This is a genomic window from Amycolatopsis samaneae, assembly GCF_039541975.1.
Taxonomy (GTDB): Bacteria; Actinomycetota; Actinomycetes; order Mycobacteriales; family Pseudonocardiaceae; genus Amycolatopsis; species Amycolatopsis samaneae.
The window spans coordinates 660,692-674,573 of sequence record NZ_BAABHG010000003.1; the positions used below are offsets into that span (position 1 = coordinate 660,692).

Here is a 13,882-nt window from a genome sequence, read left to right on the forward strand (position 1 = left end):
TCCGCTTTTGCGGCTAGCGGCGCCAGTGGATTGGGAGGCTTTTCAGGCCGTTCTGGAAGTTCGACCGCAGCCGCGCCGGCTCCCCCGCGAGTTCCACCTCGCCGAGCAGATCCAGCACCGCGGAGAACATCGCCCGCATCTGCACCCGCGCCAGCTGCGCGCCAAGGCAGAAATGCGGCCCGTGCCCGAAGGTCAGGTGATCACCGGCAGCACGGGTGATGTCGAACCGATCAGGATCCGGAAACACCGTCTCGTCCCGATTGGCCGAGGAGAACCACACCACCACTTTCTCCCCGGCTCGAATATCCACATCGGACAGCCGGACGTCCCGAGTAGCCGTGCGGCGAAAGTGCATAACCGGAGTCCACCAGCGCAACATCTCCTCGACCGCGCCGGGCAGCAACGAACGGTCGGCCAGCAGCGCGCGGTACTGCGTGCGGTCGGACAGCAGGGCGAACAGCCCACCGGGCAGCCCGTTGCGCAGGGTTTCGTTGCCCGCCACGGAAAACAGCCAGAACAGGTTCTCGAACTCCGCGATCGAGACCTGGCCGCCCTCGTCATCGACGTGCTGCATCAGGTTGCTCATCACGTCGTCACCGGGATACTCGCGTTTGTACTCGCCGAGCGCGGTGGCGTAGGCGTAGAGGTCCGGCATGCCCTCGCGGGTGCGCGGGTCGGGCATCGTGCCGCCGGGGCCCGGCACCGGTCGCACGGCCAGCGCCGCCCGCGCCAGCTCCGTGACCTCGTCCGCGTGCACGGTCGCGCTCACCGCGTACTCGGCGTCCTGGTAGCCGATGACGCGGTTGCTCCAGTCGTACATCAGCCGCCGGTCCCGTTCGGGCACGCCGAACACCTCGGCGAGGGTGAGCAGCGGCAGATCGGCGGCGACCTTGGCGAAGTCGCATTCGCCGTCGTCGGCCACCGCGCCGACGAGGGCGCGCGCCCACCCGTGGATCCGGTCGGTCAGCCTGGCCACGGCCCGCGGCGTGAACGCCTTCGTCAGCAGCCCGCGCAGCCGCGCGTGCTCCGGCGGGTCCATGTTGAGCATCATCCGGCGCACGTACCGCAGATCCCGCGCAGTCGCCGGGTCGCGGATCTGTGTGCCGCCCAGCTGCGACGAGAACACCGCCGGATCGCGCAGCACCCGCCGCACGTCGGCGTGCCCGAGCACCGCCCAGAACCCGTCCAGCCGCACCACCGGCGACTCGCGGCGCAACCGGGCGAGCAGCTCGTGGGGGACGCCGGTGACATAGGTGTCCGGATCGGTGATCGCCGCGGTGCGCACCTTCCGACACTAGCCCGCGGACCCCGGCCTGCGGAAAGATCCAACCGGTGGACACGACGACACGGCCGGACGTACTGCTGCTGCACGGACTGGGCGCCACCGGCGCGGTCTGGGACGGCTTCACCCAGCTGCTCGACCGCCCCGCGCACGCCCCCGACCTGCCGGGACACGGCGGCGCGCCGCGCCTGCCGCGGTACTCGTTCGGCGGAATGGCGGCCGCCGTGGCCGATCGGCTGCCCGGCGCCGGGCCGGTGCTCGTCGTCGGCCATTCCCTGGGCGGGGTGCTCGCGCTGACGCTGGCGACCGGCTGGTTCGGGATCGAAGTCGCCGGGGTGGTCGCGGTCGGCGTCAAGGTCGAGTGGAGTGACGACGAGCTGGCGAAGGCCGCTGCCATGGCCGCGCGCCCGCCCCGGGTGTTCGAGACCAGGGAGGACGCCGAGCGGGGATATCTGAAGGTGTCCGGGCTGCTGGGCCTGACCGGCGCGGACCCGGCCGGGCTCGCCGAGTCGGCGGACGGCTGGCGCCTCGCGCTGGACCCGGCCGCGTTCGCCGTCGGGAGGCCGGACATGCGCGGACTGCTCGCCGCCGCGCGCTGCCCGGTGCTGCTGGCCGCCGGCGAGCACGACCCGATGAGCGGGATCGGCCAGTTGCGCGAGCTGAGCGCGAACGCCGTCGAACTGCCCGGTCTCGGGCACAACGCGCACGTCGAGGACCCGGCGTCGCTGCTTCCGCTGCTCGACCGGGTCGCCGCTGGGCCATCCGGCGCGGCGACCTAGGACCCGCCGCGCGCCAAGGGTTTCTCTTTTCCAAATAGTCCATAAAGGACTATTTGCGATTGTGACTGTTCTCTCCGATGTCGATCACGGCTTGTTGGTTGCGTCACGCAATTAACTTGCTTAGCCTTACTAAGGGAATCGAACGGAGGTCCGTCAAGGTGCGGCGCAAGACGTATTCGACCGCGGAACTGGGGCCGCGGTACAAGTGGATCGCGCTGTCCAACACGACGTTGGGCATGCTGATCGCCACCATCAACTCGTCCATCGTGCTGATCGCCCTCCCGGACATCTTCAAGGGCATCGGCATCAACCCCCTCGAACCGTCGAACACCAGCTACCTGCTGTGGATGATCATGGGATTCCTCGTGGTCACCGCGGTACTGGTGGTGAGCTTCGGCAGGCTGGGGGACATGTACGGCAGGGCCCGGATGTACAACATGGGCTTCGCCGTGTTCACGGTTTCGTCGGTCATGCTGGCGATCACCTGGTTCGACGGCGACGCGGCCGCGCTGTGGCTGATCGGCTGGCGGATCGTGCAGGGCGTCGGCGGCGCGTTCCTGATGGCGAACTCGTCGGCGATCCTGACCGACGCGTTCCCGACCAACCAGCGCGGCCTGGCGCTGGGCATCAACGGCGTCGCGGCGATCGCGGGCTCGTTCATCGGCCTGGTCGTCGGCGGGGTGCTCGCGCCGATCGACTGGAACCTGATCTTCCTGGTGTCCGTGCCGTTCGGCGTGATCGGCACGATCTGGGCCTACCTCAAACTGCACGACACCGGCGTCAGCAAGCACGGCCGGATGGACTGGTGGGGCAACATCACCTTCGCCGTCGGCCTGATCGCGGTGCTGGTCGGCATCACCTACGGCATCCAGCCCTACGGCAGTTCGCCGACCGGCTGGGGGAGCCCGTTCGTGCTGAGCTGCCTGATCGGCGGAGTCGTGGTGCTGATCGGGTTCGTGGTCATCGAGACCAAGGTGGAGAACCCGCTGTTCCGGCTTTCGCTGTTCCGCATCCGCTCGTTCAGCCTCGGCAACCTGGCGAACTTCACCGCGTCGCTGGGCCGCGGCGGGCTACAGTTCGTGCTGATCATCTGGCTGCAGGGGATCTGGCTGCCGCAGCACGGGTACACCTTCGAACAGACGCCGCTGTGGGCCGGGATCTACATGCTGCCCATGACGGTCGGCTTCCTGCTCTCCGCCCCGGTCTCCGGCGCGCTGTCGGACCGGATGGGCAGCAGGCTGCTGGCCTTCGGCGGCCTGGCGCTGACCGCGGTCACCTTCGGCCTGCTGATCGTGCTGCCGGTGGACTTCGACTACTGGGCGTTCGCGGGAATCCTGCTGCTCAACGGCATCGGCATGGGCATGTTCGCCTCACCGAACCGCGTCGAGGTGATGAACAGCCTGCCCGCCGACGCGCGCGGGTCCGGCGCCGGCATGATGACGACGTTCCAGAACGCGGCGATGGTGCTGTCCATCGGGTTCTTCTTCAGCCTGATCATCGCCGGGCTGTCGAGCAGCCTGCCCACCGCGATGAGCCAGGGCCTGACCGCGCACGGCGTCCCCGCCGCGTCGGCCGACCAGCTGGCGCACCTGCCCGCGGTCGCGGTGCTGTTCGCGGCGTTCCTCGGCTACAACCCGATCCAGCAGCTGCTGGGCGATCAACTGCACAACCTGCCCGCGGACCAGGCGAGCTTCCTCACCGGCCGCAGCTTCTTCCCGAACCTGATCTCCGAACCGTTCTCGCAGGGCCTCGCGGTCGCCTTCGGCTTCGCCATCGTCGTCTGCGTCATCGGCGCCGTGGCCTCGCTGTTCACCAAGGGCAAGCCGCCCGCCGAGGCCGACCGCGAACCGGTCGGCGAGGAACTGGCCGCGGTGGCCGGGGAAGCGAGTGGCGGCCCGAGCGAACTCGTCGCCCCGGTCACCGGCGAACGACGATAAACGACGGTGCGGCCGGGCCGCGCTCCTGGAACACTGCGGATCATGAGCAGCCAGGAGCCCGGTCCCGCGCCGTTCGACCGCATCGGTGCCCGCTACGACGAGTCCTGGTCGGACCGGGGCCCGCAGCGCGAGGCTGTCGCCTGGCTCGCCACCCGCCTCCCGGCGGGTGGCCGGGTGCTCGACCTCGGCTGCGGCAGTGGTGACCCGACTGCCCGTGATCTGAGCGAAGCCGGGGCCGAGGTCGTCGGCGTCGACGAATCCGCCGTCATGCTCGACCTGGCGCGGGCCAACGTCCCCCGGGCGACCTTCCACCAGCGCGATCTTCGGGCGCTGGACGACCTCGGCGAGTTCGACGCCGTGACCGCGTTCTTCTCCCTGCTCATGCTGCCGAAGGCGTCGATCGCCGAGGTGCTCGCCGACCTCCGGACGCGCCTGCGCGGTCCGCGGCTGCTGGTGCTCGGCATGGTGCGGGGCGACTTCGACGCGTACCCGCTGGAGTTCCTCGACGTCCCGGTGGCGGTGACCGCCTACCCGGACGACGAACTGTCGGCCGTCGTGTACGCCGCCGGTTTCCGCGTGCTCGAACTGCGCGAGGTCGAAGCGGAGGCGGGAGAACGGCCCGAGGTTCATCAGTATCTCTACGCGACGGCTGGATAAACCCAGGCGCAGTTACGGTTTTCGGCCTCGTTCAGAATGGTGAATGTAGGCCGAACGGAGCAATGTCAAAAAAGCTTGTAACGGATTTCTCGGGCGCTCGATAGCAAGAGCGTGGTCTTTCATGAAACATGAGGTGAGGATTGGCCAGCTGGTTTCTTCGTGTTGAATGGCGTCACGACTTTGAGGTCGAACCTGTCGAGACGTTCGGCGAGATAGGCGAAGACGGGTACGAGATTCGCAGGGTCGAGGTGTATCGCGATGGCCGGATGGACTGGGCGGATGCCGTCCGGGAAACCGATCGCGTGTTCCTCGCTGAGGCTCCGATGCCTCCACTCGAGGAAATCAACGCGCAAGCGGAATTTTCGGCCGCGACCATGGAAAGAGCAGACTTCGAGGCTATGTGGGAGCGGGCTCGAACGGAAGGGTGGCTGTGACGGGACACCGATTTGTCGACTGGAGTGAAAGTCTCGAAAATTCCTTGTTTTCGATCGGTGAACTTGACTGCGGTCGCTTCTTTCTGGGGATCTCCGAATGCTGATCGAGAATCCTGGTTCCGCGCCGGAAGTCGTGCGTCCGGCGATTCGTGCCCTGCGCAAGGCGCGTTGGTCACCGAGTCGCCGGGTGCCCATCGACGCGGATCTGCGGGCGCTGGAGGAGGACGGGTACCGGGTGTTTCCGGCCGCCGTCGACTTCCTGCGTAACTTCTCCGGTCTGTTCGTGGATGTCCGGAGGCCGTATGGGCACGATGAGATCATATTCTCGGCCGCGGAGGCCTGTGCCGGGATCAGCTGGGGACTGGCGGCCGAGTACACCGAGCAGGCCGGGGTCGCCGTGGTTCCCGTCGGCGAGGCGTTCTCCCGGCACATGACTGTGTTTCTCGGCGAGGACGGCCGCTGGTTCGGTGGGTATGACCAGGTCCTCGTCGAGTTCGGTACGGACGTGTTCGAGTTCATCGAGAACGCCACGGGAGACAAGGGCATGTCCGTTCCCTACAAGGGATCGGGTGTCAGGTCGTCGCGCAGGGCATGGGTGAAGAAGCTGGTCACGGTGATCGACGCCGGCAGGGGTGACGCCGCCTTCGTTTCCTGCCCGACTTGTAGTAAATACCGGCTGGAGATTCGTTACGTGGGCTTTCCTGAAACGCGGAAGGCCTATCTGCTGTTCTGGTGCGACGCGTGTCTGAGGGGAATTCAACTATCGCGAGTGTGGGCACCGGAAGGATTTCGGGTCTGGCCGATCGGCGATCCGGCGTCGGTCGCCGATGTTCCCGACTTCAAGCACGCTGTGCGGTGAGGATCGAACGGAAGAGTGGCTGTGACGGGAAACATCGGTGCGGTGGCTGTCTTGGCCCGAGAAGAAATTCGGAGAACGGACTGGGAATCGCTCCCGGTCATGGGTGACCGATCGAAGAGGGTGCCGGGCAGTATCGCGGGGTTGCTGCTGGCGACGTCGAACGCTGAAGCCGAGCGATACTACTGGGAACTCGAGAACTGCGTGGTCGTGCAGGGGCAGCTCTTCGAAGCGGCGCCCGCGGTGGTGCCCGTCCTTCTCGCCGCTCTCGTCGAAGGGGTTTCTCCTGCGGCGAAGCCGCACGTGCTGGAACTTCTCTTCCAGCTGGTTGCCGGTGAGGCCGACGAAGAAGCAGCAGCGCGCGGCAACCCGAAGCTGGGCGACGAGTGCCGGGCCCGCGCGCGGGAGGGCTTATGGATCCTCTACGGCGAGCTAGGCGGGAAGTTCGACTACGCCGCCCGGGACATCCTCGACCGGGTCGAGGTGGACCGAGACCGGTTTTCGCGTTTGACTGGAGCTTTTCCTCAGGGCGAGTATGTGATGGGAGCTCTTCCAGAGGACGAATAGCTGACCGGCTTGGGTAAGAGCGCCCAGGTGCTCAGAAGCTGAAGGTGGCTCGGTCGATCTTGACCGGCTTGGCCGGTGCTCCGTCGAGCGGGCCGCGTTCGCTGGGGATGATCCCCGCCGCCACGATCCGGTCCAGCACGTCCATGCCCCGGACAACCCGCCCCAGCACCGAATACTGAGCGGGAATATGAGCGAACGAGTGCACGATGAAGAACTCGCTCCCGTTCGTGCCCGCGCCCTGGTTGCCCATCGCGATCGTCCCGCGCGGGTAGGTCTCGGCACCGGTGACCTCGTCGGGGAACTTGTACCCTGGCCCGCCCTTTTCGACCTCGTAGATGTCCCCGCACTGGAGCACGCCGAGCCGCGCCGAGTTCGTCAGGCGCCAACACTGCGAGTGGTCGTAGAACCGCTGGAGCACCAGGCTCGCCATGTTGTGCACCGCGCACGGCGCCGCGCCCGCGCGGTCGAGCCGCACGGTCACCGGGCCGTAGTTGAAGCGGAACGTCACGTCGACGCTGCCGTGCGTCAGCGCGAAGGGCAGCGGACGCAGCACCGGTCGTGCCGCCGGGTTCTCGGGTGTCGGCGTGAAGGAACACCGCACAACGGGAAACCCGGAGGCGGGTGCCGCCGAGGCTACGGCGGGGGCCACCAGGGTGGCCAGCAGTGAAACGACGACAGCGAGACCCCAGCGCAGCTTCATGACCCGCGAGTTTAGCGGTCGTAGGCTGGCCTGTCTGTCTTGCGCAATAACTGTCGTACCTGCCGTATACGGTCCTGGCATGAAGGCGAACACGGCCTCGCGGCTCCGCTTGTACCCGGATTCGGTACAGGCGGAGCGGCTCGTGTCGTGGACGCACACCTGCCGGGCCGTGAGGAACGTAGCCCTGGCGGAGCGGGTCTGGGCATATCGGTCCGCGCGACGTGTCACGGTGCGCGCGGTGGACCAGTGTGTCGAGTTGACCGAGGCGCGACGGGAGCATGAATGGCTGCGGGATCTGCCTGCTCAGTGCGCTCAGCGGGTGTTGCGGCAACTTGACACGGCGTATGACAACTTCTGGAACCCAGCTCACCCGGCTGGATTCCCTCGATTCAAGCGCAAACGGGGTCGGCAAGGAGTGGCGTTCCCCGGGCAGGCAGTGCGTATCCGCAAGGTGTCTCGGCGGATGGCTCAGGTGTGGTTGCCGAAGCTGGGATGGGTGCGGCTGCGGCTGGCCCGGCCGATCGAGGGCGTCGTGCGCAATGCTGCGGTGAGCCAGGATGGCCTGGGCTGGCATATCGCGTTCGGTGTTCACCAGCCGGAGCCAGTCGAACCGCTCGTCAACACTGGGCCGCCGGTCGGGGTGGATCTCGGGATAGCTTGTTCGGTGTTTCTCTCCAGTGAGGAGAGCGAACGGCAGCGTCCCGATATCTTCAGCCCCGGTGAGAAGAAGCGGCTCCGCGGCTTGGAGCAGCGCAAGGCCCGTCAGATCGTGTACGCGAAGAGACACAGCCGAGGTAGATACAGTAAACGGCTTCGCCGCACCATCGCACAGATCGCGACGATGAAGGCTCGGCAGTCCCGCCGTCGCGCCGACTGGAACCATAAGCTCACCGCCGACCTGGCCAACAACCACGGCCTGATCGCGATCGAGAACTTGTGTGTGTCCAACATGGCTCGCTCAGCGAAGGGCACTATCGAACATCCTGGCCGTCAAGTGTTGCAGAAGGCTGGACTCAACAGGTCGATCTACGATCAGGGATGGTTCGAGATTCGTCGTCAGCTGGGGTATAAGGCGAAGCGGAGCGGCGGAACGCTGGTCGTGGTGCCTGCACCGGGTACCTCGCAAACCTGTGCGGAATGCGGTGTCCGCGATCCCGACTCCCGCCGAGGATGCGGTCGCCTGTTCGCATGCGTTCACTGCGGTCACACCGACCACGCTGATCGCAACGCGGCAATAAATATCCGTGACCGAGCACTATCCACCGCCGGACGGGCGGGACCTACCGTGAGCGGTCACGGTAGGTCGTAGAGCACGCGCAGTCCAGACAGGGCGAGGCACCCGTATAGGGAGCCGGATGCGTGAACCTTCCTCCCTGAACCGCACTACGACGGGGAGGAACCTCCCACAGGGGTGGGAGAGGACGTCACTTGCGCCAGGCCGTGCGGCGCTTGCGGATGTCCAGGACCAGCAGCAGCACGATGAACGCCGCGAGCCCGACCAGCCAGACGTTCTCGGTGTTGTTCTCGTGGTTGCCCTTGAGCATCAGCAGCAGGATGACCGCGCTCGCCCAGCCCGCGATCCGGGTGGCCTTCGGGAACTCACCGTGCCAGCCCCACGCTGCCGACGGCTCGTCGCGCGGGTCGACCTCGGGCCGCTTCTCGACCGCCTTGCTCACCACGATCAAACTCCTTGAGACCCGGAACAACACGTACCCCCGGATGATCCCACACCGGGGCGGGCGCCACCGACACGACCCGGGCGATAATGGCTCGCGATGACTACTTCGCGAAGTGTGCTCGTGCTCGGCTCGACCGGGTCCATCGGAGTCCAGGCCCTCGACGTCGCGGCCCGTAACCCGGGGTTGTTCCGGGTCGCCGGGATCGCCGCGGGCGGCTCGGATCCCCAGGCGCTGGCGGCGCAGGCGCTGGCGCACGAGGTCGACGCGGTCGCTGTGACGAAGCCGACCGTCGTCGAGGATCTCCAGCTCGCGCTGTACGCCGAGGCGCAGAAGCGGGGGTACGCACGCGGCGAGTTCCGGATCCCGCGGATCTTCGCCGGGGCCGACGCGGTGACCGAGCTCATCGACGCGGTCGGCGTCGACGTGGTGCTCAACGCGCTGCCCGGCTCCCAGGGCCTGGAACCGACGCTGCGGACGCTGGCCACCGGCGCCACGCTCGCGCTCGCCAACAAGGAGTCGCTCATCGCGGGTGGTCCGCTCGTGCTGGCCGCGGCCAAGCCGGGGCAGCTCGTCCCGGTCGACTCCGAGCACTCGGCCATCGCGCAGGCGCTGCGGGCCGGGCGGGACGCCGAGGTCGCGCGGCTGGTGCTGACCGCGTCCGGCGGCCCGTTCCGCGGCCGCACCCGCGCCGAGCTCGCCGACGTCACCGTCGAGCAGGCGATGGCGCATCCGACCTGGTCGATGGGGCCGCTGATCACGATCAACTCGGCCACCCTGGTCAACAAGGGCCTCGAACTGATCGAAGCGACGCTGCTGTTCGACATCCCGGCCGAGAAGATCGACGTGACCGTGCACCCGCAGTCCATCGTTCACTCGATGGTGACCTTCGTGGACGGCTCCACCATCGCCCAGGCCAGCCCGCCCGACATGCGGCTGCCCATCGCGCTGGCCCTGCACTGGCCCGACCGCGTCCCCGGCGCCGCCGCGGCCTGTACCTGGGACAAGGCCGCGAGCTGGACGTTCGAGCCGCTGGACGACGACGCCTTCCCCGCGGTGCGGCTGGCCCGTCACGCCGGGGAGCTGGGCGGCTGCGTCCCGGCGGTCTACAACGCCGCGAACGAGGAACTGGTGGCCGCCTTCCTGGCGCAGAACACCAGCTTCACCTCCATCGTGGACACTGTTTCGCAGGTGGTGGAAGCCGCCGACGAATGGCGTCGCGAGCCTCGCGACGTGGCGGATGTGCTCGCGGCCGAGCGGTGGGCTCGCGCGCGTGCCGGATCGATGATCGGTAAGGGGAAGTAGCGCGTCGTGGCCTATATCGTCGGGATAGTGCTGTTCGCGCTCGGGATCTGTATCTCCGTGGCGCTGCACGAAGCCGGTCACATGCTGACCGCGAAGGCCTTCGGGATGAAGGTGCGCCGGTACTTCGTGGGCTTCGGGCCCACGGTGTTCTCCTTCCGCCGCGGCGAGACCGAATACGGTCTCAAGTGGATCCCGCTGGGCGGTTTCTGCGACATCGCCGGGATGACCGCGATGGACGAGATCACCCCGGACGAGACCAAGCGGGCGATGTGGCGCTTCAAGACCTGGAAGCGGACCGTGGTGATGGCCGCCGGATCGGTCATGCACTTCATCCTCGGGTTCGTGGTGCTCTACCTCATGGCGGTCACCATGGGCCTGCCGAACCTGCACCCGACCGTGGAAGCGGTCATCGGGAAGACCTCGTGCGCCAAGGCCGCGACCACCACCGAGCAGGTCAACAACGCCACCTGCGCGCCGGGTGACCTCGTGCCCGCCGCCAAGGCCGGGCTGCTGCCCGGCGACAAGGTGCTTTCCGTCGGCGGGAAGCCGACGCCGACCTGGAACGACATGCTCAACACCGTCCAGGCCGCCGGCGGGCCCACCGTGTTCCAGGTCCAGCGGGGCGGGCAGACCCTCCCCATCACCATCGACATCCCCCGGGTACAGCGGCTGCTCACCGACAACTCGGTGAAGGAGGTCGGCATGATCGGCGCCTCGGCGGCCAACCCGCCCGGCCTGCTCAGCTACGGCCCCGTCGACGCGGTCGGCAAGACCGTGAGCTTCACCGGCACGATGTTCTCCGAGACGGCGAAGCGCCTGGTCGAGTTCCCGCAGCGCATCCCGGCGGTGGTCAACTCGATCTTCGGCGGCGAACGGGACCCGAACACCCCGGTCAGCGTCGTCGGCGCGAGCCGCATCGGCGGCGAGGCGGTCGAACGCGGGCTCTGGCCGCTGTTCTTCTTCCTCCTGGCCAGCTTCAACTTCTTCATCGGCGTGTTCAACCTGCTGCCGCTGCTGCCACTGGACGGCGGGCACATCGCGATCGTCTGGTACGAGCGTGTCCGCGACTGGTTCCGCAAGCTGCGGGGCAAGGCCGCGGGCGGGCCGGTCGACTACACGAAGCTGTCGGCGGTGACGCTCGTGCTCGTCGTCATCGGCGGTGGGATCACGCTGCTCACCGTGACCGCGGACATCGTCAACCCGATCCGTTTGCCGTAGTCACGCGCACCGGTCGGGTCGTGGCCCGGCCGGTGCGCGCCGCACCGCCCGTAATACTGCTCACCGTCACGGTTGACTTGGTGAAGGTGCCCCGGTCGGAGTAGGTAGGCTGGGTGCCGTGACCGTCGCGCTAGGTATGCCAGCCCTGCCACCGCCCGTCCTCTCCGAGCGCCGCAGGACCCGTCAGCTGATGGTGGGCCCGGTCGGTGTCGGCAGCGAGCACCCCATCTCGGTCCAGTCGATGACCACCACGCTCACCGCCGACGTCAACGCCACGCTCCAGCAGATCGCCGAGCTGACCGCGGCCGGCTGCGACATCGTGCGTGTCGCCTGCCCGTCGGCCGACGACGCCGAGGCGCTGCCCGCGATCGCGAAGAAGTCGCAGATCCCGGTGATCGCCGACATCCACTTCCAGCCCAAGTACGTCTTCGCCGCGATCGAGGCCGGGTGTGCCGCGGTCCGGGTGAACCCGGGCAACATCCGCAAGTTCGACGACCAGGTCAAGGAGATCGCGCAGGCCGCGAAGGACCACGGCACGCCGATCCGGATCGGGGTCAACGCCGGTTCGCTGGACAAGCGGATCATGGACAAGTACGGCAAGGCGACGCCGGAGGCACTGGCGGAGTCGGCGCTGTGGGAGGCGTCGCTGTTCGCCGAGCACGACTTCCACGACATCAAGATCTCGGTCAAGCACAACGACCCGGTGGTCATGGTGCGGGCCTACGAGCTCCTCGCCGAGCAGTGCGACTACCCGCTGCACCTCGGCGTCACCGAGGCGGGCCCGGCGTTCCAGGGCACGATCAAGTCCGCCGTCGCCTTCGGTGCCCTGCTGCGCCAGGGCATCGGGGACACCATCCGGGTGTCGCTGTCCGCGCCGCCGGTGGAAGAGGTCAAGGTCGGCATCCAGATCCTGCAGTCGCTCAACCTCAAGGAGCGCAAGCTGGAGATCGTCTCCTGCCCGTCGTGCGGACGCGCGCAGGTCGACGTCTACACGCTCGCCGAGCAGGTCACCGCCGGGCTGGAGGGCATGGAGATCCCGCTGCGCGTGGCCGTGATGGGCTGCGTCGTCAACGGACCCGGCGAGGCGCGCGAAGCCGACCTCGGCGTCGCCTCCGGCAACGGCAAGGGCCAGATCTTCGTCAAGGGCGAGGTCATCAAGACCGTGCCCGAGCACGCGATCGTCGAGACCCTCATCGAGGAAGCCATGCGCATCGCCGAAGAGGCGGGCGAGACCGTCGGCGAGGGTGAGCCGGTCGTCACGGTGGGTTGACGGCCTCAGCCCTGGAGGTGGTGCTGGGCGGCGTCGCGGATCTGGATCTTGACGTTCTCCAGCGCCGCGGTCAGATCGTCGATCTGCGCGCCGGCGAGTTCGATCGCGCCCTGGATCGCGACCGCCGTCGACGTTTCGCCGAGCACTCCGAGCACGAGCGAGCGCAGCTCCTCCAGCTCGCTCTTGGTGGCCAGCGCGATCCCGGTGGGGACCTGCTCGGCCAGCTGTTCCAGCTGGTGTGCCTGTTCCTGGATGGTCATGGTGGTTCCTTCGCGCGGCGGGGACATCGGGGGACGGGTCACGCCCTCGTCCGTGTTAGCAAACTCCGGTGAAGCCCCGCTGGCGAGGACGTCGGCCTAGGCTGGTCGTGTGAACGTCAGCTGGGCCGTCCGCACGCCGCATCCCGTGGTGCGGCCGCTGGTCACGCGCTATGTCGGCTACGCGCAACGGAACGTGACGCTGCCGGTGCACCGCGGCCTGCCGTCCCGGCATGTGACGCTCATCATCAGCCTGGAGGGGCCGGTGCGGATGGCGGGCCCCCGGCCCGAGTACACGAAACGGGCGCAGGCCTTCGTCGGCGGCCTGCACACCGAGGCCATCCTGATCGAACAGGACCTCGTCCAGGCCGGGATCCACCTCGAACTCGACCCGCTCGGGGTGCGCACGCTGCTCGGCGTCACCGCGGCCGAGCTGAGCGGCCACGTCGTCGGGCTGGACGAACTGGACCTGCCGGATCTCGCGTCGCTGCCGGAACGGCTCGTCGAAACGCCGACGTGGCAGCAGCGCTTCGCGATCCTCGACGAGGTCCTCACCGCGCGGGCCGGGGAAGTGGTCGAGCCCGCGCCGGAGCTGGGGGAGGCGTGGCGGCGGATGCGCGGTGCCGCCGGGCAGGTCCGCGTCGCCGACCTCGCCGGGGAGATCGGCTGGAGCAGACGGCATTTCGGGGAACGGTTCCGCGCCGAACTCGGGCTCGCGCCGAAGCAGGCCGCGCGGGTGCTGCGGTTCGAGCGGGCCGGGGCGCTGATCCGGCGTGGCGGACCGGTCGACCTCGCGGGCATCGCCGTCGAATGCGGCTTCTACGACCAGGCCCACCTGTCCAACGAATGGCGGGCACTGGCGGGCTGCTCACCGCGGACGTGGATCCGCGAGGAGCTCCCGTTCCTCCAAGACTCCGAGGTCTTCGGCGAACAAGACTGAGGTG

At 68.0% G+C, this 13,882-nt stretch carries 15 protein-coding genes; 11 read left to right on the top strand and 4 right to left on the bottom strand.

Annotated features, from left to right (window positions below):
* Positions 1–13 precede the first annotated feature (13 nt).
* A complete protein-coding gene (locus tag ABD987_RS10235; RefSeq protein WP_345389587.1) occupies positions 14–1,285 on the bottom strand; it encodes a cytochrome P450 in 1,272 nt (423 codons plus the stop codon).
* A 47-nt stretch (positions 1,286–1,332) separates the two neighbouring features.
* On the opposite strand from ABD987_RS10235, the gene ABD987_RS10240 reads away from it, so the two are divergent.
* From ABD987_RS10240 to ABD987_RS10265, 6 genes are all read left to right on the top strand, one after another.
* The gene (locus ABD987_RS10240; protein WP_345389590.1) at positions 1,333–2,061 is read left to right on the top strand and encodes an alpha/beta fold hydrolase; all 729 of its coding nucleotides are present in this window, start codon (positions 1,333–1,335) and stop codon (positions 2,059–2,061) included.
* Positions 2,062–2,297: 236 nt separating this feature from the next.
* Positions 2,298–3,998 carry an MFS transporter gene (locus ABD987_RS10245; protein WP_345389920.1) on the top strand — a complete coding sequence of 567 codons (1,701 nt, stop codon included), beginning with the start codon at positions 2,298–2,300 and terminating at the stop codon, positions 3,996–3,998.
* A 42-nt stretch (positions 3,999–4,040) separates the two neighbouring features.
* Entirely contained in the window at positions 4,041–4,655 is a 615-nt protein-coding gene (locus ABD987_RS10250) for a class I SAM-dependent methyltransferase (protein WP_345389593.1), read from the top strand.
* 140 nt (positions 4,656–4,795) lie between these two features.
* The gene (locus tag ABD987_RS10255) at positions 4,796–5,089 is read left to right on the top strand and encodes a DUF6881 domain-containing protein (RefSeq protein ID WP_345389596.1); all 294 of its coding nucleotides are present in this window, start codon (positions 4,796–4,798) and stop codon (positions 5,087–5,089) included.
* Positions 5,090–5,186: 97 nt separating this feature from the next.
* Positions 5,187–5,948 (top strand): SUKH-3 domain-containing protein, encoded by a 762-nt coding sequence (locus tag ABD987_RS10260; protein ID WP_345389599.1) that lies wholly within the window; start codon positions 5,187–5,189, stop codon positions 5,946–5,948.
* A 21-nt stretch (positions 5,949–5,969) separates the two neighbouring features.
* The gene (locus tag ABD987_RS10265; protein WP_345389602.1) at positions 5,970–6,512 is read left to right on the top strand and encodes a hypothetical protein; all 543 of its coding nucleotides are present in this window, start codon (positions 5,970–5,972) and stop codon (positions 6,510–6,512) included.
* Positions 6,513–6,543: 31 nt separating this feature from the next.
* Here the strand turns inward: ABD987_RS10265 and ABD987_RS10270 are convergent, their stop codons facing one another.
* Positions 6,544–7,212: a peptidylprolyl isomerase gene (locus tag ABD987_RS10270; RefSeq protein ID WP_345389605.1), complete on the bottom strand. Its 669-nt coding sequence runs from the start codon at positions 7,210–7,212 to the stop codon at positions 6,544–6,546.
* Between the two features lie 79 nt (positions 7,213–7,291).
* Between ABD987_RS10270 and ABD987_RS10275 the strand changes: the two genes are divergently transcribed.
* Positions 7,292–8,521: an RNA-guided endonuclease InsQ/TnpB family protein gene (locus ABD987_RS10275; RefSeq protein ID WP_345389608.1), complete on the top strand. Its 1,230-nt coding sequence runs from the start codon at positions 7,292–7,294 to the stop codon at positions 8,519–8,521.
* Positions 8,522–8,636: 115 nt separating this feature from the next.
* On the opposite strand, the gene ABD987_RS10280 is transcribed toward ABD987_RS10275, so the two are convergent.
* Positions 8,637–8,891, bottom strand: a complete 255-nt coding sequence (locus ABD987_RS10280) for a DUF2631 domain-containing protein (RefSeq protein WP_345389611.1) — start codon at positions 8,889–8,891, stop codon at positions 8,637–8,639.
* Positions 8,892–8,987: 96 nt separating this feature from the next.
* On the opposite strand from ABD987_RS10280, the gene dxr reads away from it, so the two are divergent.
* From dxr to ispG, 3 genes are all read left to right on the top strand, one after another.
* Positions 8,988–10,193 carry a 1-deoxy-D-xylulose-5-phosphate reductoisomerase gene (dxr, locus tag ABD987_RS10285; protein WP_345389614.1) on the top strand — a complete coding sequence of 402 codons (1,206 nt, stop codon included), beginning with the start codon at positions 8,988–8,990 and terminating at the stop codon, positions 10,191–10,193.
* Positions 10,194–10,199: 6 nt separating this feature from the next.
* Complete coding sequence (locus ABD987_RS10290; RefSeq protein WP_345389617.1) at positions 10,200–11,411, top strand: M50 family metallopeptidase; 1,212 nt, start codon at positions 10,200–10,202, stop codon at positions 11,409–11,411.
* Between the two features lie 136 nt (positions 11,412–11,547).
* Entirely contained in the window at positions 11,548–12,681 is a 1,134-nt protein-coding gene (gene ispG / locus ABD987_RS10295; RefSeq protein ID WP_345389923.1) for a flavodoxin-dependent (E)-4-hydroxy-3-methylbut-2-enyl-diphosphate synthase, read from the top strand.
* Positions 12,682–12,686: 5 nt separating this feature from the next.
* On the opposite strand, the gene ABD987_RS10300 is transcribed toward ispG, so the two are convergent.
* On the bottom strand, positions 12,687–12,941 hold the full coding sequence (locus ABD987_RS10300) for a hypothetical protein (protein WP_345389620.1): 255 nt from the start codon (positions 12,939–12,941) through the stop codon (positions 12,687–12,689).
* Positions 12,942–13,050: 109 nt separating this feature from the next.
* Here ABD987_RS10300 and ABD987_RS10305 point away from each other — a divergent pair, with 109 nt between their 5' ends.
* Entirely contained in the window at positions 13,051–13,878 is an 828-nt protein-coding gene (locus tag ABD987_RS10305) for a helix-turn-helix domain-containing protein (protein ID WP_345389623.1), read from the top strand.
* Positions 13,879–13,882: the final 4 nt, after the last annotated feature.

Coding starts and splice junctions, on each gene's coding strand:
- ABD987_RS10245 (WP_345389920.1), top strand. CDS start 2,298: ATGCTGATCGCCACCATCAACTCGTCCATCGTGCTGATCGCCCTCCCG.
- ABD987_RS10250 (WP_345389593.1), top strand. CDS start 4,041: ATGAGCAGCCAGGAGCCCGGTCCCGCGCCGTTCGACCGCATCGGTGCC.
- ABD987_RS10260 (WP_345389599.1), top strand. CDS start 5,187: ATGCTGATCGAGAATCCTGGTTCCGCGCCGGAAGTCGTGCGTCCGGCG.
- ABD987_RS10270 (WP_345389605.1), bottom strand. CDS start 7,212: ATGAAGCTGCGCTGGGGTCTCGCTGTCGTCGTTTCACTGCTGGCCACC.
- ABD987_RS10275 (WP_345389608.1), top strand. CDS start 7,292: ATGAAGGCGAACACGGCCTCGCGGCTCCGCTTGTACCCGGATTCGGTA.
- dxr (WP_345389614.1), top strand. CDS start 8,988: ATGACTACTTCGCGAAGTGTGCTCGTGCTCGGCTCGACCGGGTCCATC.
- ispG (WP_345389923.1), top strand. CDS start 11,548: ATGCCAGCCCTGCCACCGCCCGTCCTCTCCGAGCGCCGCAGGACCCGT.
- ABD987_RS10300 (WP_345389620.1), bottom strand. CDS start 12,941: ATGACCATCCAGGAACAGGCACACCAGCTGGAACAGCTGGCCGAGCAG.